Genomic DNA, 18,325 nt, shown 5'->3' with positions numbered 1-18,325 from the left:
TTCAGAAATCCTTGCGCAGTTGCACGCCGAAGTAGCGCTCGTCATCCCGTGGCACGGCGCGATAGATGTAATTGCCACCGCTGGCGAGTACCGGCGAGTAAGACTTGTCGGTGAGGTTCTTGCCGAGCAGCGCCACGCGCCAACCGTTGCTGTAATCGGCCAAAGCCACGCTGGCATTCCAGATGCCGTAGGCGCCTTGCTTGGTGTCGACGTTCTGACTGATGTCGTACTGCACTTCGCTCTGCCAGCTGTAGTCGGTGCCAAGTTCGATATCCAGACCGTTGTCCAACGGGATGGTGTAGTCGGCACGCACGTAGCTTTTCCAGTCCGGGCTGAAGGGCAGTGGCTTGCCGTTGACGTTGCACGACGCCGCCGCCCCCGCCGGGCAGGCGAATTCGTCGATGCGGGCGCGGGTGTAGGCCAGTGCGCCGGAGAACTTCAGTTGCTGGGTGGCCTGCAAGGCGTAATCGAGCTCGACGCCTTCGGTGCTGACGCTGCCGGCGTTGATCAGACGCGTCACCACCTGGCCGGCGACGGTGTCGAAAAAATTCGCCTGATAGTTGTCGTAGTCGCTGTGGAAAACCGCGAGGTTGGTGGTCAGGCGATTGTTCCAGCTCGTCGCTTTGATGCCTGCCTCCCAAGTGTTCGAGGTTTCTGGTTTCAGCGCTTCGGTATCGCGCGGCTGCATGTTGAAGAACACGTTGTAGGCGGGGCCTTTGTAGCCGCGCGAATAGGTCAGGTAGGTGGTGACCGCGTCACTCAGGTCGTACTGCAACCCGAGACGGCCGGACCAGCCGTCTTCGTCCACCGAACCGGAACTGCTGGTCGCTGGTTGAATGCCGCTGACCGTGGTCGCTGAAGTGGAGACACGGCGGTGATCGTATTCCAGATCGTCATGGGTGTAGCGCAACCCGGCGATGCCGCGAAAGTCCGAAGTGAAGTTCAGCGTGCTCTCACCGAACACCGCATAACTGTCGCTGGTGGTGCTGTAGTCGGCAACGCCGCGGTCGGTGCGCGTGGTGGTGGTCAGTGTGCGCTGATAGGTCTCTTCGTCCTTGCCGTGCATATAGAAGAGGCCACCGACGTATTCGAGGAACTCGCCTTTCGGCGAGGCCAGGCGCAACTCTTGCGAATACTGATCGAACGCCAGATCGCCCTTGTCCGCCGTGCCGGGGAACGCCGCCGTCACCGTGCCGAGACGGTCGCCGTCCTGATATTGGGTGTTGTCCCAGCCACGCCACGCGGTGATCGACGTCAGCGTGTAATCGCCCAATTGCCAGTCGAGCTGGCCGGACAAACCTTTGTTGATGTCCTCGACGTGAGAGCGGGTGTCGGTGTTGATGTCGCGGTTGTGGCTGGTCGCGCCTACCGGGCTCAGCGCGTTGGCAAACGCTGGCGTCAGTGACTTGCTGACAACGCCGTTGGGGCCGTCATCGTGGGACTGCATGTAGTCAGCGATCAGGGTGAACGTCACGTCGTCGTTCGGGGTGAATTCGAGCTTGCCGCGCGCGCCGCGATGGTTGTAACCGTTGACCTCCTGACCGTTGTGTTTGTTGTCGACATTACCGTCGTAGGTGCCGAACAGGGTGCTGATCGAGCCCTTCAGCGTGTCCGGAATCAGGCTGCCGCCAATGCCGAAACGGGTACGGCTTTCGTTGCCGCTGTAGTACGACTGATCGATGTAGCCGTGGGTATCGGCGGTCGGTGCCTTGCTGGTGATATTGAGCACACCGGCCGATGCGTTCTTGCCGAACAGCGTGCCTTGCGGGCCGCGCAGAACTTCGACGCGCTCCAGATCGAGCAAGTCCAGCGTGGCCTGCCCGGGACGGGCGTAAACCACACCGTCGATCACTGTGGCCACCGTCGGCTCGACGCCGGGCGAGGTCGAAATGGTGCCGACGCCACGCACGAACAACGAAGTGTCCTTGTTCGATGCACCTGTGCGGAAATTCAACGATGGCACCTGCTGGACGATGCTCGCCACGCCATTGCGGTTATCGCGTTCAAGCTGCTCGCCGTCGATCACCGAGACCGCCACCGGCACTTTTTGCAGCGACTCTTCGCGGCGAGTAGCGGTGACCGTCACGGACTTGAGTGTCGGCTCCTGATCAGCGCTATCAGCGGCAGAAACGTCGGCCAGCGGCAGCGCCGCCAATCCGGTGAATAGCCAGCCCGCAGCGCGAATCGATTGCGCCAGTTTTTGTGTCGCCCCAGGAATATTGTGCATGTGATGCCCGCTCGAATTTGGCCCTGAACCGCTGCCGTTCTACGACGACAGCGCCTGAATCGGTGTCTTGGGCATTCGCTCGAGCGAGTAGCAGACAACGCGCTTTGTTAGCGCTAACATCGCCAGTATCGGCAAGCCGCACATAGACCGTCCAATACTGAAAAATTACTTTTATATACGATTTGGTTTTTAAAAAGGATAAAGCCTTGAGCGAAGAAAAACCCCGCAAACGCCGTGGTGCCGGACGCGTGACCCTGAATGCCGTGGCGCGCCAGGCCGGGGTTTCGGCGATTACCGTGTCGCGCTATTTCAATCAGCCCGAGCAGGTTTCGCCTGAGCGTCGCGAGCGGATTGCCGCGGTGGTCGCCGAGTTGGGATACGTGCCGAATCTGGTGGCTGGCGGTTTGGCTTCGGCACGGGGAAAAATCGTCGGCATGGTCATCCCGAACATCTCCGGGCCAATCTTCGCCAACACGATTCAAGGCTTCAGCGACACCCTCAGCCGCCATGGCTATCAGCTATTGCTGGCGTCGAGTTACTTCAGCACCGAACAGGAAGAAAACGCGGTGCGCGCGTTTCTCGGTTGGTCTCCGGCCGCGCTGGTATTGACCAGCCACTTTCACAGTGCAGGCACGGAAAAGATGATCGCCGAGGCGGATGTTCCGGTCATTGAAACCTGGGATTACCAGCCGGATCGCGAGCCGATGCAGATTGGTTTTTCGCATTTTGAAGTGGGTGTCAGCGCCGCTCGATATCTGCACGACAAGGGCTATCGGCGTATCGCTTTCGTGCAGAACAGCGCACCCGGAGATTTCAGTGCACTGGAGCGTCGCGACGGTTATGCCGCGACTGTCCGAGCATTTGGAATGCAATCCTGGGTGTTCGCCCCGGATGCTGACCGCGCCCCTTTCGAAGCAGGTAAACAAGCCATGGAGGCGTTGATGAACGCCTCACCACGCCCAGACGCAATCATCTTCGCCAACGACAACCTCGCCGCCGGCGGCCTGCTCGCTGGACAACGCGCGGGCATCAAAATCCCCGAAGACTGCGCCGTCCTCGGCTTCGGCGATTACCCGTTCGCCGAGATGCTGTTGCCGAGCCTGAGCACGATCAAGCCACCGGCACTGGAGATCGGCGTGCTGGCCGCGACACGGGTGCTGGAAAGCCTTGGCGTGTTGCCGACCGAGGAGGTGCAACGACTTAATCTGCTGCAGTGCCAAGTCATCGAGCGCGAGAGCACCTGACGTCGCTATACCGACAATTCGCGCAAGGCGGCCGCCGCGAGAAAACCGGAGCGGGATCGATAGCGCTGGTCACGTCGGACTGTCTGATCGATACGCTCAAGCAACTGTTCAGGCAACGTGGCGTTAAAACGCACTGACTTGCCGAAATAAGGGGTGATATCAAAATCGACCACACCCCAGATTCCTCCGGCGTAATCCGGGTTATCAAGATGCGCATCAATGTCCCGTACTTGAGGCAACGGCGCGCCGTCGGCGACCAACCCCTCATAGTGAAGCGCCAACGCTTCCTGAGTGTTTTCAAAAGCATCTGCGACGGTAGCACCTGCGGAGAAGCAGCCCGGGACATCCGGGACAATCACTCCGTAGTCTGAGTCGGCATCCTTGTGCAGAACGACCGGGAATTTCATATGAGTGAGTCCTTCCTCTGACAGGCCCAAAAAACGGCCTTCGTTTCCAATAACGGGCCTCATTTCAAGCCCGCCTGTTTCAAAATACTGTTGATCGTGTCCTTAGGCAGATCGGAGTCAGGATGCTTGATCGTCACTCGTCCCTGCTTGAACGGATGCTTGTATTGGTGATGGCTGCCTTTCACCGCCACCAGAAACCAGCCATCGTCCTCGATCATCCTGATCATTTCCCGACTGCGTATGTCCTTCGCCTTGTTCGACCGCTAGAGCCATTTACTCTAGAAGTCGCAAGGGCCTTTGATACACACAATACACACTCAGATAAATACTAGCTCACTGAACCAGCACTCGGTTATGGGTTAGATCAACGACAGGCGGGGGCCAGCAAGCGAAACATCCCGCCAGCCACACTCTCTTTAAGAGTGGCAAAATGTGTCCAATCGAGAAACATGACGTGCAGTGGCGGGGGCGGGGGCGGGATTGGCTATGCTCTAAATGACACCGAGTTGGCCCTATCGCGAGCAGGCTCGCTCCCACAGGGATTTCCTGTGTATATAAAATTTATGTCCAGCCGAGATCCACTGTAGGAGCGAGCCTGCTCGCGAAAGCGACCCTTCAGGCAATCCTTCACCAGGCAGAACCCACCATGCACACCGCCATCATCATCTTCTTCGGCCTGGTTCTGCTCGCCCTGATGCTCTACATCGGCGAGCGCATCGGCTTCAGCCGCCAGACCATGGCCTACGGCTTCGCCGCCCTGTGGCTGGCGTTGACGGTGATTAATGGCGCTGTAGGCGTGGTGCACGCGGGCCAGTCGCTGGGTTCGGAAATAGCGATTGGCAGTGCGGTGTTCGGTGTGCCGATGGCAGCGATGGTGTTGTTCATGGTGCTGAGCGCCGAGTCCTGAAAAGGCCCGGCGCCCAGCTTGCGATCAACGCACCAGATGCAGGAACTGCATGTGCCGTTCGTACTGGTCGAGGATGTCGTTGATGATCTGCTCTTTGGTGTAGCCGACCAGATCGTAGTCCTGACTGCCCTCGCTCAGGTGCACTTCGGCGCGGTAATAGCGGCGGTTGTTGAGTTGCTTGGAACCCATGCCGCCACGCGCGAACGACGGCGTGAAGTAGCCGCGCATCTGCACTTGGTAGATGAACGGATGCTGCTCGCCGTGGCCGATTTCCAGGCTGACGTTGTCGTGCGTCGGATCCGGCTGGGTGACCACGTTCAGGCCCTTCTCGACAAACACCGCCGTCACTTCTTCAATCGCCGGACGCACCGTGGTGTCCATGAAGCGGTACACCTCGTCACGCGACGGGAAGTGCACGGCCTGGCTCAACCGTTGTCGCCAGCCGCCCGTGCCGCGCCGCGAACCGGAGACCGGCGCCAGCGAATGCAACTGCGCGATCTGCTTCTGCGACTCCAGATAGAACGCCTTGTGCAGCCCCCACATCATCAGCAACAGAATCAGCGAGAACGGTAACGAGGTCAGCACCACCGCCGACTTCAACGCGTCGATGCTCCCGGAGAACAACAGCGCACTGGTGATCAGCGCGGTCATCGCACCCCAGAATACCCGCAGCCATTTCGGCCCGTCTTCGTCCGGGTTGCCACCCTTGGCTGACAAGGTCGAGAGCACCACGGTGCCAGAGTCGGCAGAAGTGACGAAGAACACGAAGCTGATAAATACCGTCACGGCGATGACGGTTTTGCTCCACGGGTAGGTTTCCAGCAACAGGTAAATGCTCATCGACGGGTTGTCGATGGCCGACATGCCCAGGGCGCTCATGCCGTGGTTGAGCACTTGATCCAATGCGCTGTTGCCGAAGATCGACATCCACGCGAGGGTGAAACCGAGCGGGATCAACAGCACGCCGAAAACGAATTCACGGATGGTGCGGCCACGGGAAATCCGTGCGATGAACAGCCCCACAAACGGCGACCAGGCGATCCACCAGGCCCAGTAGAACACTGTCCAGCCGCCGAGCCAGTCGCTCGGTTTGTCGTAGGCGTAGAGGTCGAAGCTCTTCATCGGCAAGGCACCGAGGTAATCGCCGATGTTCTGGATCAGGGTATTGAGCAGGTGCTGGGTAGGCCCGGCGAACAACACGAACAGCAACAGCGCGCAGGCCAGCAGCATGTTGATGTCGGACATCACCCGCACGCCCTTATCGACACCGGAGACGGCGACGATGATCGCCGCGCCCATCATCAGCGTGATCAGGCCAACCTGAATCCACTGGGTGTGCGCGATGCCGAACAGGTAGTCGAGACCGGAGTTGAGGTGCAACACGCCAAAGCCCATGTCGGCACCGAGACCGAACACCGTGGCGATGATGCCGAAGCCGTCCACCGCATAACCGATGGGACCGTTGATGCGTTTGCCAATCAGCGGATACAGCGCCGAACGCAGCGCCAGCGGCAGGTTGTGGCGGTAAGCGAAATAGGCCAGCGCCATGCCGACGAAGGCGAACACGCCCCAGCCATGCAGGCCCCAATGCAGAAACAGAATCTGCATCGCCTGACGCGCCGCGTCCGCTGTGCCCGCTTCGCCTTGCGGCGGCTGGAGCATGTGGGTCAGCGGTTCGGACACGCAGAAGAAGAACAGCGTGATGCTGATCCCGGCGGCGAACAGCATGCCGGCCCAGGACAGGTAACTGAATTCGGGCTCGTCGTGGTCGGCACCGAGTTTTATCTTGCCGTAGCCGGATAAGGCGGTGACCACCACGAAGACCAGATACAGCGTCATCGCGAGCATGTAGTACCAGCCGACCGTATTGGCCGCCCAGTTTTGCGCTTCCAGCAGCCAGGCGCCGGCCTGTTCAGGCATGGCGATGACAACGAGACCAAACAGCAGAATGACCGTCGCGGCGAAATAGAACACCGGCGGATTCATGCGCACCAGACCGCTGGCGGGGGTAGACGATGCACTCATGAAACGTGCACCTCAAGGGGTTGAAACGTGGCTGAAATGATCGGACTCAGCAAAGGCAAGCCTCCTGTTGTGAGCGGGCAGCGAACCACCGGTTTAACTTGAATGAACGTTCAAGTTAAACATGGATAGGGCGCCAAGGACTAATCGCAGGGCTGGGCGGTAGTTATCCAACGCTAGCTCAAGGAGGGGTATGACGTGGGTTTGGGACCATTCGTTCACTGCAGAATTGGCTGATTGCCATTATCTCGATGCGGCCTTCCATTCGCGAGCAGGCTCGCTCCCACAGGGAACGTGCGTCGAGCACAAACCATTGTGGGAGCGAGCCTGCTCGCGAAGAGGCCAGATGCCGCAACGCAATGTCAGAGATTACTTCTGCGTGCCGTCATCATGCTGCAGATTGGCCTGGGTCAGGTTGCACCCGGCCGGCACACTGCGCGTCAGCCACACGTTGCCGCCGATGGTCGAACCCTTGCCAATGGTGATCCGCCCAAGAATCGTCGCCCCGGCATAAATCACCACGTCATCCTCGACAATCGGATGGCGTGGATGGCCCTTCTGCAACTGGCCGTCCTCATCCGCCGGGAAGCGCTTGGCGCCCAACGTCACCGCCTGATAAATCCGCACCCGCTCGCCAATGATCGCGGTCTCGCCAATCACCACGCCCGTGCCGTGATCGATGAAGAAACTGCGGCCGATCTGCGCGCCCGGATGGATATCGATGCCGGTCGCCGAATGCGCAATTTCAGCGCTGATCCGTGCCAGCAACGGCAGCCCGGCGCGATACAAATGGTGCGCCAGACGATGGTGAATCACCGCCAGAATCCCCGGATAGCACAACAACACTTCATCGACACTGCGCGCCGCCGGGTCGCCGTGATAAGCGGCCAGCACATCGGTGTCGAGCAGTGTGCGCAGGCCCGGCAACGCCAGGGCAAAATCCTGAACGATCTGAATCGCACGGGACTCGACTTCGCTGTCGGCCTGCGCGCTGTGGCGGGCGACGTAACGCAGTTCCAGTCGCGTTTGCGCGAGCAATGCGTTCAACGCCACATCAAGGGTATGGCCGACGTAGAAGTCTTCACTTTCTTCGCGCAGATCCACCGGGCCCAGGCGCATCGGGAACAACGCGCCGCACAGCGCTTCAAGAATCTCCGCCATCGCCGCCCGCGACGGCAACTCGCGACCACCCTGCTCGCCGGACGCCCGGCCGTTCTGTGCCCGCCACTGATCCCGCGCGCTGCGCAGTTGGCTGACGATGGTCTGCAATTGCCAATGGCTGGAACGTTCGCTCACGGTAAAGACTCCTCACGGGCGGCCGGAGTGTCTGGCCGCGTCAACGGCGACCACTTTACGGCATGCCTGCGAGGGCGAATTAAGAACCGATAGTGCTGGGCTCAGTCCATTTGGCTATAAGCGATTCACGGTTGCCCCTGCAAAAGCGCGTGCCTATAGTCCTTTCATCTTCCTCCGCCAGTACGGACTCATGATCAAACAACAGCTGGACCGCTTTAACCGCCTCGACCTGCTCGGCCACCCTACCCCTCTGGAAAAACTCGAGCGCCTGTCCACCTGGCTCGGTCGCGACGTGTACATCAAACGCGATGACCTGACGCCACTGGCCATGGGCGGCAACAAGCTGCGCAAACTCGAATACCTCGCCGCTGACGCCCTGGCGCAAGGCGCCGATACGCTGATCACTGCCGGTGCACTGCAATCGAACCACGTACGCCAGACCGCCGCGCTCGCCGCCAAACTCGGTCTCGGCTGCGTGGCGCTGCTGGAAAATCCGCTGGGCACTGACAACAGTGATTACACCGGCAACGGCAACCGCCTGCTGCTGGATCTGTTCGACACCAAGGTCGAACTGGTCGACAACCTCGATAACGCCGATGAGCAACTGGCGGCCCTCGCCGTGCGTCTGCGCAGCAACGGCAAGAAACCGTACCTGGTGCCGATCGGTGGCTCCAATGCACTCGGGGCGCTGGGATACGTGCGCGCGGGCCTGGAACTGGCCGAGCAGATCAAGGACACCGGACTCGATTTCGCCGCCGTGGTGCTGGCCTCGGGCAGTGCCGGGACGCACAGCGGTCTGGCATTGGCGTTGAGCGAAGTGCTGCCGCAATTGCCGGTGATTGGCGTGACGGTTTCGCGCAGTGAAGAAGATCAGCGGCCGAAGGTGCAGGGCCTGGCCGAACGCACGGCGGAACTGCTCGGTGTGCAGCTGCCGGCCAGTTTCAAAGTCGAACTATGGGATGAATACTTTGGCCCGCGTTATGGCGAACCGAATGCCGGAACACTGGCGGCAGTGAAGCTATTGGCGAGTCAGGAAGCGCTGTTGCTCGATCCGGTATACACCGGCAAGGCGATGGCGGGTTTGCTCGACGGCATCGGCCGTCAGCGCTTCAATGAAGGCCCGATCATCTTCCTGCACACCGGCGGCGCGCCGGCGTTGTTTGCCTACAAGGATTCACTCACCAGTTGATCCTCCCGACTGCAGAGATCCCGTGGCGAGGGGATTTATCCCCGTTGGGTCGCGAAGCGGCCCCTCTTTATTCCAGCGATTGCACAGTTGAATGGTCTTGCGACCGCTGCGCAGCCGAACGGGGATAAATCCCCTCGCCACAATGGAACATCGACATATTCCAAAAAAGACTAAAAGATCATAAATTTAGTATTTTCAAGTCTAAAGAAGACATCTTATAGTCTCGCCGCAGGCGAATTTCGCGCAAGACGCATAAGCTGCTTTAGGGCACGATAACGCAGTCGCACGAATCATCCATTCGTCCACTTTCCTTCAGCGTCTTCCATAAGAAAACACAGGGGCTCGTCATGAATTTTTCCGCACTACGTCGCAATCTGCTGGTCGGTTCGCTGGGCCTGGCGCTGAGCGCTGGTCTGATTGGCCAGGCAGTGGCCGGTGAGCAGCTGCAACAGATCAAGGACAAAGGCGTTATCAACGTCGGCCTGGAAGGCACTTACCCACCGTTCAGCTTCGTCGATGCCGACGGCAAACTGTCCGGCTTCGAAGTCGAGCTCTCCGAAGCGCTGGCGCAAAAACTCGGTGTCAAAGCCAAGATTCAGCCGACCAAGTGGGACGGCATTCTCGCTGCGCTGGAATCCAAGCGTCTGGACGTTGTAGTCAACCAAGTGACCATCTCCGACGAGCGCAAGAAGAAGTATGACTTCTCCGAACCGTACACGGTCTCCGGGATTCAGGCGTTGGTGCTGAAGAGCAAAGAAGCCGCGCTGAACATCAAGACCGCCAATGACCTGTCCGGCAAGAAAGTCGGTGTCGGCCTGGGCACCAACTACGAACAATGGGTTCGCGCCAACGTGCCGGGCGCTGACGTGCGCACCTACGATGATGATCCGACCAAGTTCGCCGATCTCAACAACGGCCGCACCGACGCCATCCTGATCGACCGTCTGGCCGCGCTTGAGTACGCCAAGAAAGCGCCGAAAACCGTCGCTGCCGGTGAAGCCTTCTCGCGTCAGGAATCCGGTATCGCCGTGCGCAAAGGCGAGCCTGAACTGCTGGCAGCCCTGAACAAGGCGCTCGACGAACTGCGTGCCGACGGTACTCTTGAGAAGCTGTCCACGAAGTACTTCAACGCAGACGTCACTAAATAATGGAAGTTGGATTTCAATTCGAAGCGCACTTTCCACAGCTCAGCCAGCAAATCGCCGAAACCACGCAGCTGTTACTGGACTCCGCGCCCTTCCTGCTCAAGGGCGCGTATTTCACGGTGGTCCTCAGCCTCGGCGGGATGTTCTTCGGCTTGCTGCTGGGCTTCGGCCTGGCGTTGATGCGCCTGTCGCGCTTCAAATCAGTGAGCTGGCTGGCGCGTGTCTACGTGTCGTTCTTTCGCGGGACACCGTTACTGGTGCAGTTGTTCGTGATCTATTACGGCTTCCCGCAACTGGGAATCGAGCTTGATCCGCTGCCAGCTGCGCTGATCGGCTTCTCGCTGAACATGGCCGCTTACGCCTGTGAAATCCTCCGCGCCGCGATCGGTTCGATCGAACGTGGTCAGTGGGAAGCCGCTGCGAGCATCGGCATGACCCGCGCGCAAACCCTGCGCCGGGCCATCCTGCCGCAGGCGATGCGCACGGCCTTGCCGCCGCTGGGCAACAGCTTCATTTCACTGGTCAAGGACACGGCACTGGCCGCCACCATTCAGGTGCCGGAACTGTTCCGCCAGGCACAGCTGATTACCGCCCGGACTTTCGAAGTCTTCACCATGTATCTTGCCGCCGCGCTGATCTACTGGATTCTGGCCACGGTGCTTTCGCACTTCCAGAACAAGTTGGAAGAGCGGGTCAATCGGCACGACCAGGAGTCCTGACGCGATGATTGTCGTGGAAAAACTGACCAAGCAATTCAAGAATCAAGTCGTGCTCAACGGCATCGATCTTGAGGTCAAGGAAGGCGAAGTGGTCGCGATCATCGGCCCCAGCGGTTCGGGGAAAACGACGTTCCTGCGTTGCCTGAATTTCCTTGAGCAACCCACCAGCGGCCGGATCAAGGTCGGCGATATCGAAATTGATACCAGCCGCCCGCTGAACCAGCAGCAGAGTCTGGTGCGCAATTTGCGCCAGCATGTGGGCTTTGTGTTCCAGAACTTCAACCTGTTCCCCCATCGCACGGCGTTGGAAAACGTCATCGAAGGCCCGATCGTGGTCAAGAAGATGCCGCGTGAAAAAGCCACTGCCCTAGGCATGAAGCTGTTGGCCAAGGTCGGACTCGCCGGTAAAGAAGACGCCTATCCGCGTAGGCTCTCCGGTGGTCAGCAACAGCGTGTGGCGATTGCCCGGGCGCTGGCGATGGAGCCGGAAGTGATTCTGTTCGACGAGCCGACTTCGGCCCTCGACCCGGAACTGGTTGGCGAAGTGCTGGCGACCATCCGTGGCCTCGCCGAAGAAAAACGCACCATGGTCATCGTTACCCACGAAATGGGTTTCGCCCGTGATGTGGCCAACCGTGTGGTGTTTTTCGACAAGGGCGTGATCGTCGAGCAAGGTGAGGCCAAGGCGCTGTTTGCCAACCCGAAAGAAGAGCGCACACAACAGTTTCTCAGCAAGTTTCTGAATCACGCCTGAGAACTTTCAAATATACCGCCCGCCAACTTCCACGGATGGAAGTTGCGCTCCATCCGCATTAACTCCCTATCCACAAACACAACTTAAGCCTGTAAAGTGCGGTACATATATATGTTCTGCAACAGATTCAACTTGTCTGGATTAAGCCCCACATTAGCAGTCAAGGTGCAAATGACTGAGCAGTGAACGCAACAAAAAACCCCGCAAACTGTAGCCCGATTCGCCAGCACATCTAGGCAGACTGCCTCGTCAACGTAGGAAACTTCTGATTAAACCGTAATTCACGGATTAACTAAGCCCTTCTATTGACTCCTCTGCGCGCTTCTTCTTATCTAGTCGCCAAGCGGCGCCACTTCATTAACTCAACAACACTTTGATAACCCCAAAGCGCCTTGTTGTATTGCCTGTTAATTCACGCCATTTGTTTTTTCAGAAACGGACTTCGTTGCAACGCTTCAAGGAGAGAAACCGATGACTCGCACTTCGCATACCCTCGAACTCGCAGCGCCGACTTTGGCGCCAGCGCAAAAAACCGGCATCAACCTGGCAGCGGCAGCGCATCTGCTGGTCGACGTGCAGCCCTATTTCGGCATGGACTCGGGGGATCTGATCGAGTTGTTCTGGAACAACTGCTACGTCGCCTCCCATGTCCTGACGGCCGAAGAGGTCGACATCGCGGTCAGCCTGCGGGTGCCGGAAAGCTTCATCATCAGCGGTTCGGCACGTATTCACTACCGGGTGATGCAGGTCGGTCATGGCCCGGCGCTGTCGGCGGCGACGCGCGTGCAGGTCAAACTCGACTGCCCCGGCGGGCAACCTTCAGCGCTGTGCGAGGATGAAAATCAGCAACTGGCGCCGGTGACGATTCCCGACACCATTCGCCGCCAGGGCGTGAATCCGAACCAGATCAAACGCGGCGTGCCGCTGACCATCGAACCCTATTCGAACATGGCCGAAGACGACGCCATCACCCTGCGCTGGGGTGACGTGCGCATGGACCTGGCGCCGATCACGGCAGCCGATGTCGGGTTGGCGATTCAGGTCTGGGTGCCCCCCGCGGTGATTGTCGAAGCCGGCGAAGATCTGCGTCTGGACGTGACCTATTGCGTGATTGACCGAGTCGGCAATAACTCACGCTGGGCGCCGCCCAGAACGCTGAGGATTGGTTGTGCGAACCCTTATCTGAAAGTGCCACTGAGGCCCGAACTCAAAGCCGCCGAACCCCGCAAGCCTTAACACCGATCTTTAATGGTGAGGAGTTCTGTGGCGAGGGGATTTATCCCCGTTGGGGCGCAAAGCGCCCCCTTCCTGATTAAAAGCGGGGCCTGCTGCGCAGTCCAGCGGGGATAAATCCCCTCGCCACAAAAATCACCTCACCCACAAAAATCATCTCACTACAAAAATCACCTTGCCACTGGGGTCGCGTCGGCGCAGGTAAAAATTGTTAACCAACCCGACCATCACCCCTTCTATGCATATTCCTAAAAGTTAGTTTATTTAATATTTATACACGCTTAGGGTATATGAACCGGACCACCGGACATTCTTTCGTTCGCCGCACTTATGCGGCGTTTTTCATGAGATGTGAGGTAGGCAGTATGGTCCGGAACACAATCACCCCAGTGCAGATCGCCAGGGCATTGCGTGCAGCCAAGGAGCGGCACTGATGTCCAGTCTGGCAGATGCAAACGTCCAGTCTGATCTGGACATCGCCCCGTTGTTGTTGCCCGCGCAGGTTTTGCGCAACGACGCACAAGCCATCAAGGCCGCCCATGAGCTGGCGCAAGTCGCCCGTGTGCAGGCCGCCAAGCGCGACCGCCAGCGCAAGTTGCCGTGGTCGGAAATAGAACAGTTCACTCGCAGCGGTTTAGGCAGCATTGCCATCCCGCGCGAATACGGTGGCCCGCAGGTTTCATTCGTCACGTTGGCCGAGGTGTTTGCGATCATTTCCGCGGCTGACCCGGCGCTGGGGCAAATTCCTCAGAACCAGTTCGGCATCATCAACCTGGTGCTCGGCAGCGCCACCGAAGAACAGAAAAAACAGCTGTTCCAGAGCGTTCTCGAAGGCTGGCGCATCGGCAATGCCGGGCCTGAACGCGGCACCAAAAACACCCTGGAGCTGAAAACGCGGATCACCGCCGATGGCGACGATTACGTGATCAACGGCCAGAAATTCTATTCCACCGGTGCTCTGTTTGCGCATTGGGTGGCCGTGAAGGCGCTCAACGACGATGGCAAGCAAGTGCTGGCCTTTGTCCGTCGTGGTACACCAGGTTTGCGCATCGTTGATGACTGGTCGGGCTTCGGTCAGCGCACCACCGCCAGCGGCACGATCCTGCTGAACAACGTGCGCGTCGAGGCGAGCCTGGTCGTCGACAACTGGAAGATCAACGAAACGCCGAATACCCAGGGCGCGGTGTCGCAACTGATTCAAGCAGCCATCGACGCCGGCATCGCCCGAGGCGCCATCGATGACGCCATCGAGTTCGTCAAAACCCGCGCACGCCCCTGGATCGACGCCAAGGTTGATCGCGCCAGCGATGACCTCTACGTGATCGCCGACATCGGCAAACTGAAAATCGAACTGCACGCCGCCGAAGCGTTGCTGCGCAAGGCCGGGCAAGTGCTTGATCAGGTCCACGCTGCGCCGCTCACCGCCGAGTCTGCCGCCCGCGCCTCGATTGCCGTGGCCGAAGCCAAAGTGCTGACCACCGAAATCTCGCTGCTGGCCAGCGAAAAGCTTTTCGAACTGGCCGGCAGCCGCGCGACCCTCGCCGAATTCAATCTCGACCGCCACTGGCGCAACGCCCGCGTGCACACGTTGCACGACCCGGTGCGCTGGAAATATCACGCGGTCGGCGCCTATCGCCTTAACGGCACTTTGCCTGCGCGCCATTCCTGGATCTGAGACGACCAGACATCTGGAGAAACCTATGACTTTTTCCCATCACGTCGCGGTCATCACCAGCGATGAGCAAGCCCTGATTGTCGCCAGCGACCTGGCCGAAGATTTCAAACGCGACAGCGCCCTGCGCGACCGTGAACGCCGCCTGCCACTGCCGGAACTCGACGTGTTTTCCCGCTCGGGCCTGTGGGGCATCAGCGTGCCGAAGGAATACGGTGGCGCTGGCGTCTCTAACGTGACCCTGGCCAAAGTCATCGCCCTGATCGCTCAGGCCGACGGCTCGCTCGGGCAGATTCCGCAGAACCATTTTTACGCACTGGAAGTGCTGCGCGTGAACGGCAGCCACGCACAAAAGCAACGGCTGTACGCCGAAGTGCTCGCCGGCCAACGCTTTGGTAATGCCTTGGCGGAATTGGGCACCAAAACCGCCCATGACCGCGTCACCAGCCTCAAGCGCGAGGGTGACGGTTATCGCATCAACGGTCGCAAGTTCTACGCGACCGGTGCGATTTACGCCCAGCGCATTCCGACCTCTGTAGTGGATGAAAACGGTGTGCAGCAACTGGCTTTCGTCCCGCGCACCAGCAAAGGCCTGACCGTGATCGACGACTGGAGCGGCTTCGGCCAACGCACCACCGGCAGCGGATCAGTCGTGTTCGAAGACGTGTACGTAGCGGCTGAAGACGTGCTGCCGTTTCAAAGCGCCTTCGAGCGCCCGACCACTGTCGGCCCGTTGGCACAGATCCTTCACGCGGCCATCGACACCGGCATCGCCCGCGCCGCTTACGAAGATGCCTTGCATTTCGTCCGTAGCAAAACCCGTCCATGGATCGATTCCGGCAATGACAAAGCCACCGAGGATCCGCTGACGCTGAAAAGCTTCGGGCACCTGAGCATTCGCTTGCATGCCACCGAAGCCTTGCTTGAACGCGCCGGCGAATTCCTCGACAAGGCTCAGGCCGAGACCAACGCCGAAACCGTTGCGGCGGCCTCGATCGCCGTCGCCGAAGCACGTGCGATCAGCACCGAAATTTCCCTGGCCGCCGGCAGCACGCTGTTCGAGCTTGCCGGCAGCCAGGCCACGCTGATCGAACACGGCCTCGACCGTCATTGGCGCAACGCCCGCGTGCACACGCTGCACGACCCGGTGCGCTGGAAGTATCACGCCGTGGGCAATTACTACCTCAACGACGAAAATCCTCCGTTGCGAGGGACCATCTGATGAGCGCTGTAAAAAAGAAGATCCTGCTCAATGCGTTCAACATGAACTGCATCGGCCACATCAACCACGGCCTGTGGACGCATCCGCGCGATACCTCCACCCGTTACAACACCATTGAATACTGGACCGAACTGGCGCAGTTGCTGGAACGCGGACTGTTCGACGGCTTGTTCATTGCCGACATCGTCGGGGTGTATGACGTCTACCAGAACTCGGTCGACGTCACGCTGAAAGAGTCGATTCAGTTGCCGGTCAACGATCCGCTGTTGCTGGTTTCAGCCATGGCCGCCGTCACCAAAAACCTCGGTTTCGGCCTCACCGCCAACCTGACTTATGAGCCGCCGTATCTGTTCGCCCGGCGCATGTCGACGCTCGATCATCTGAGCCGTGGTCGCGTGGGCTGGAACATTGTCACCGGCTACCTCGACAGCGCCGCCAAAGCCATGGGCCTCAGCGAACAGGTCGAGCACGACCGTCGCTACGACCAGGCCGATGAGTACCTGGAGGTGCTCTACAAACTCTGGGAAGGCAGTTGGGAAAACGGCGCGGTGCTCAATGACCGTGAACAGCGCCTCTATGCCCAACCGGAAAAAGTGCACAAGGTCGAGCACAAGGGCGAGTTCTATCAGGTCGAGGGTTATCACCTTTGCGAGCCGTCACCGCAGCGCACGCCGGTGTTGTTTCAAGCGGGCAGTTCCGAGCGTGGTTTGCTGTTCGCCGGGCGTCATGCCGAGTGTGTGTTCATCAGCGGCCAGAACAAACCGTCGACCAAGGTTCAGGTCGACAAGGTGCGCGCCAGCGCCGTTGAAGCCGGGCGCAATCCTGAGGACATCAAAGTGTTCATGGGCCTCAACGTCATCGTCGGCGCCACTGAAGAAGCGGCGTGGGCCAAACACGCCGAATACCTCAGCTACGCCAGTGCCGAGGCCGGCGTGGCGCATTTCTCGGCGTCCACCGGCATCGACTTTTCCCAGTACGAGATCGACGAACCGATCCAGTACGTGAAGAGCAACGCCATCCAGTCCGCCACCAGGAACCTGCAAAACAATGACTGGACCCGGCGCAAGTTGCTCGACCAGCACGCCCTCGGTGGCCGCTACATCACCGTGGTCGGTTCGCCGGAGCAAGTGGCGGATGAGCTGGAATCGTGGATCGCTGAAACCGGCCTCGACGGCTTCAACCTGACCCGCATCGTCACCCCGGAAAGCTATGTCGATTTTATTGAACTGGTGATTCCCGAGTTGCAGCGACGCGGGTCGTACAAGACGGCGTATGACAGCGGCAGCTTGCGCGAGAAGCTGTTTCACGGCGCGGCGCAGTTGCCCGAGCAACACACCGGATCTTCGTACCGGCATTAAAAGCTTCGCGAGCAGGCTCGCTCCCACAGTTGGAATGCATTTCCCCTGTGGGAGCGAGCCTGCTCGCGAAGAGGCCCGAACAGACACCACAAATTTATGCACTGACTAGAAAACCCTCATGACCAAAAAACGCCTGTCCCACCCAGTCAAAGCACTGGCCCTGGCCCTCGGCCTGTTCAGCTCGGCCATCTTCGCCGCTGACGCCCCACTGAAAATCGGCACCACCGCCGCGTTCGCCATCCCGCTGGAAGCCGCCGTCGAAGAGGCCTCCAAACAAGGCCTGAAAGTCGAACTGGTGGAGTTCACCGACTGGATCGCGCCGAACGTCAGCCTCGCTGCCGGCGACATCGACGTGAACTACTTCCAGCACATCCCCTTCCTCGAAAACGCCAAAGCCGCCTCGGGTTTTGACCTGGTGCCGTTCGCCCCGGGGATCATCAACAACGTCGGCCTCTATTCGAAAAAATACAAAAGCTTCGACGAGTTGCCGGAAGGCGCCAGCGTCGCCATCGCCAACGACCCGATCAACAGCGGCCGTGGTCTGCAACTGCTGGCCAAGGCTGGTTTGATTACGCTGAAACCGGGCGTTGGTTACAAGGCCAGCGAAGAAGACATCGTCGCAAACCCGAAGAAAATCAAAATCCTGCAAGTCGAAGCAGTGCAACTGGTGCGCGCCTACGACGACGCCGATCTGGTCCAGGGTTACCCGGCCTACATTCGGCTGGCGAAGACTTTCGATGCCGGTTCGGCGCTGCTGTTCGACGGCCTCGACCACAAGGAATACGTGATCCAGTTCGTCATCCAGCCGAAGAGCAAAACCGACCCGCGCCTGATCAAATTCGTCGATATCTATCAGCACTCGCCGGCCGTTCGCGCCGCACTGGATAAGGCCCACGGCAAGCTGTATCAGGCCGGCTGGGAAAGCTGAGC

At 59.4% G+C, this 18,325-nt stretch carries 16 protein-coding genes; 11 read left to right on the top strand and 5 right to left on the bottom strand.

The window, feature by feature from the left end; genetic code table 11:
* Position 1: 1 nt before the first annotated feature.
* Entirely contained in the window at positions 2-2,227 is a 2,226-nt protein-coding gene (locus tag JFT81_RS25300; RefSeq protein WP_201229855.1) for a TonB-dependent receptor, read from the bottom strand.
* Positions 2,228-2,433: 206 nt separating this feature from the next.
* On the opposite strand from JFT81_RS25300, the gene JFT81_RS25295 reads away from it, so the two are divergent.
* Positions 2,434-3,471, top strand: coding sequence for a LacI family DNA-binding transcriptional regulator (locus JFT81_RS25295; protein WP_201229854.1), 1,038 nt, complete (start codon positions 2,434-2,436; stop codon positions 3,469-3,471).
* A 5-nt stretch (positions 3,472-3,476) separates the two neighbouring features.
* Here JFT81_RS25295 and JFT81_RS25290 read toward each other — a convergent pair whose 3' ends face one another.
* Positions 3,477-3,878 carry a type II toxin-antitoxin system HicB family antitoxin gene (locus JFT81_RS25290; protein WP_201229853.1) on the bottom strand — a complete coding sequence of 134 codons (402 nt, stop codon included), beginning with the start codon at positions 3,876-3,878 and terminating at the stop codon, positions 3,477-3,479.
* Positions 3,879-3,937: 59 nt separating this feature from the next.
* Positions 3,938-4,120: a type II toxin-antitoxin system HicA family toxin gene (locus JFT81_RS25285; protein WP_201230644.1), complete on the bottom strand. Its 183-nt coding sequence runs from the start codon at positions 4,118-4,120 to the stop codon at positions 3,938-3,940.
* 404 nt (positions 4,121-4,524) lie between these two features.
* Here JFT81_RS25285 and JFT81_RS25280 point away from each other — a divergent pair, with 404 nt between their 5' ends.
* Positions 4,525-4,785 carry a hypothetical protein gene (locus tag JFT81_RS25280; RefSeq protein WP_201229852.1) on the top strand — a complete coding sequence of 87 codons (261 nt, stop codon included), beginning with the start codon at positions 4,525-4,527 and terminating at the stop codon, positions 4,783-4,785.
* A 24-nt stretch (positions 4,786-4,809) separates the two neighbouring features.
* Here the strand turns inward: JFT81_RS25280 and betT are convergent, their stop codons facing one another.
* Positions 4,810-6,771, bottom strand: coding sequence for a choline transporter BetT (gene betT / locus JFT81_RS25275; protein ID WP_201230640.1), 1,962 nt, complete (start codon positions 6,769-6,771; stop codon positions 4,810-4,812).
* 405 nt (positions 6,772-7,176) lie between these two features.
* Positions 7,177-8,103, bottom strand: a complete 927-nt coding sequence (gene epsC / locus JFT81_RS25270) for a serine O-acetyltransferase EpsC (protein WP_201229851.1) — start codon at positions 8,101-8,103, stop codon at positions 7,177-7,179.
* Between the two features lie 190 nt (positions 8,104-8,293).
* On the opposite strand from epsC, the gene JFT81_RS25265 reads away from it, so the two are divergent.
* The 9 genes from JFT81_RS25265 (at position 8,294) to JFT81_RS25225 (ending at position 18,323) form a co-directional block, all read left to right on the top strand.
* Positions 8,294-9,292: a D-cysteine desulfhydrase gene (locus JFT81_RS25265; protein WP_201229850.1), complete on the top strand. Its 999-nt coding sequence runs from the start codon at positions 8,294-8,296 to the stop codon at positions 9,290-9,292.
* Positions 9,293-9,639: 347 nt separating this feature from the next.
* A complete protein-coding gene (gene tcyJ, locus JFT81_RS25260) occupies positions 9,640-10,440 on the top strand; it encodes a cystine ABC transporter substrate-binding protein (RefSeq protein WP_201229849.1) in 801 nt (266 codons plus the stop codon).
* A 50-nt stretch (positions 10,441-10,490) separates the two neighbouring features.
* The gene (tcyL, locus tag JFT81_RS25255) at positions 10,491-11,156 is read left to right on the top strand and encodes a cystine ABC transporter permease (RefSeq protein ID WP_201230639.1); all 666 of its coding nucleotides are present in this window, start codon (positions 10,491-10,493) and stop codon (positions 11,154-11,156) included.
* Positions 11,157-11,160: 4 nt separating this feature from the next.
* On the top strand, positions 11,161-11,910 hold the full coding sequence (gene tcyN, locus JFT81_RS25250) for an L-cystine ABC transporter ATP-binding protein TcyN (RefSeq protein ID WP_201229848.1): 750 nt from the start codon (positions 11,161-11,163) through the stop codon (positions 11,908-11,910).
* 471 nt (positions 11,911-12,381) lie between these two features.
* A complete protein-coding gene (locus JFT81_RS25245) occupies positions 12,382-13,146 on the top strand; it encodes a hypothetical protein (protein ID WP_201229847.1) in 765 nt (254 codons plus the stop codon).
* Between the two features lie 430 nt (positions 13,147-13,576).
* Positions 13,577-14,818: an SfnB family sulfur acquisition oxidoreductase gene (locus JFT81_RS25240; RefSeq protein WP_201229845.1), complete on the top strand. Its 1,242-nt coding sequence runs from the start codon at positions 13,577-13,579 to the stop codon at positions 14,816-14,818.
* Between the two features lie 25 nt (positions 14,819-14,843).
* Positions 14,844-16,037 carry an SfnB family sulfur acquisition oxidoreductase gene (locus JFT81_RS25235; RefSeq protein ID WP_201229843.1) on the top strand — a complete coding sequence of 398 codons (1,194 nt, stop codon included), beginning with the start codon at positions 14,844-14,846 and terminating at the stop codon, positions 16,035-16,037.
* Positions 16,037-17,395, top strand: a complete 1,359-nt coding sequence (locus JFT81_RS25230) for an LLM class flavin-dependent oxidoreductase (protein WP_201229841.1) — start codon at positions 16,037-16,039, stop codon at positions 17,393-17,395. The genes JFT81_RS25235 and JFT81_RS25230 overlap by 1 nt, the downstream gene beginning before the upstream one ends.
* A 118-nt stretch (positions 17,396-17,513) precedes the next feature.
* A complete protein-coding gene (locus JFT81_RS25225) occupies positions 17,514-18,323 on the top strand; it encodes a MetQ/NlpA family ABC transporter substrate-binding protein (RefSeq protein WP_201229839.1) in 810 nt (269 codons plus the stop codon).
* Positions 18,324-18,325 lie beyond the last annotated feature (2 nt).

The organism is Pseudomonas sp. TH43 (assembly GCF_016650635.1).
Taxonomy (GTDB): domain Bacteria; phylum Pseudomonadota; class Gammaproteobacteria; order Pseudomonadales; family Pseudomonadaceae; genus Aquipseudomonas.
Note: the sequence above shows the minus strand (reverse complement) of the source record. Positions and strands in the feature narration are given on the sequence as shown.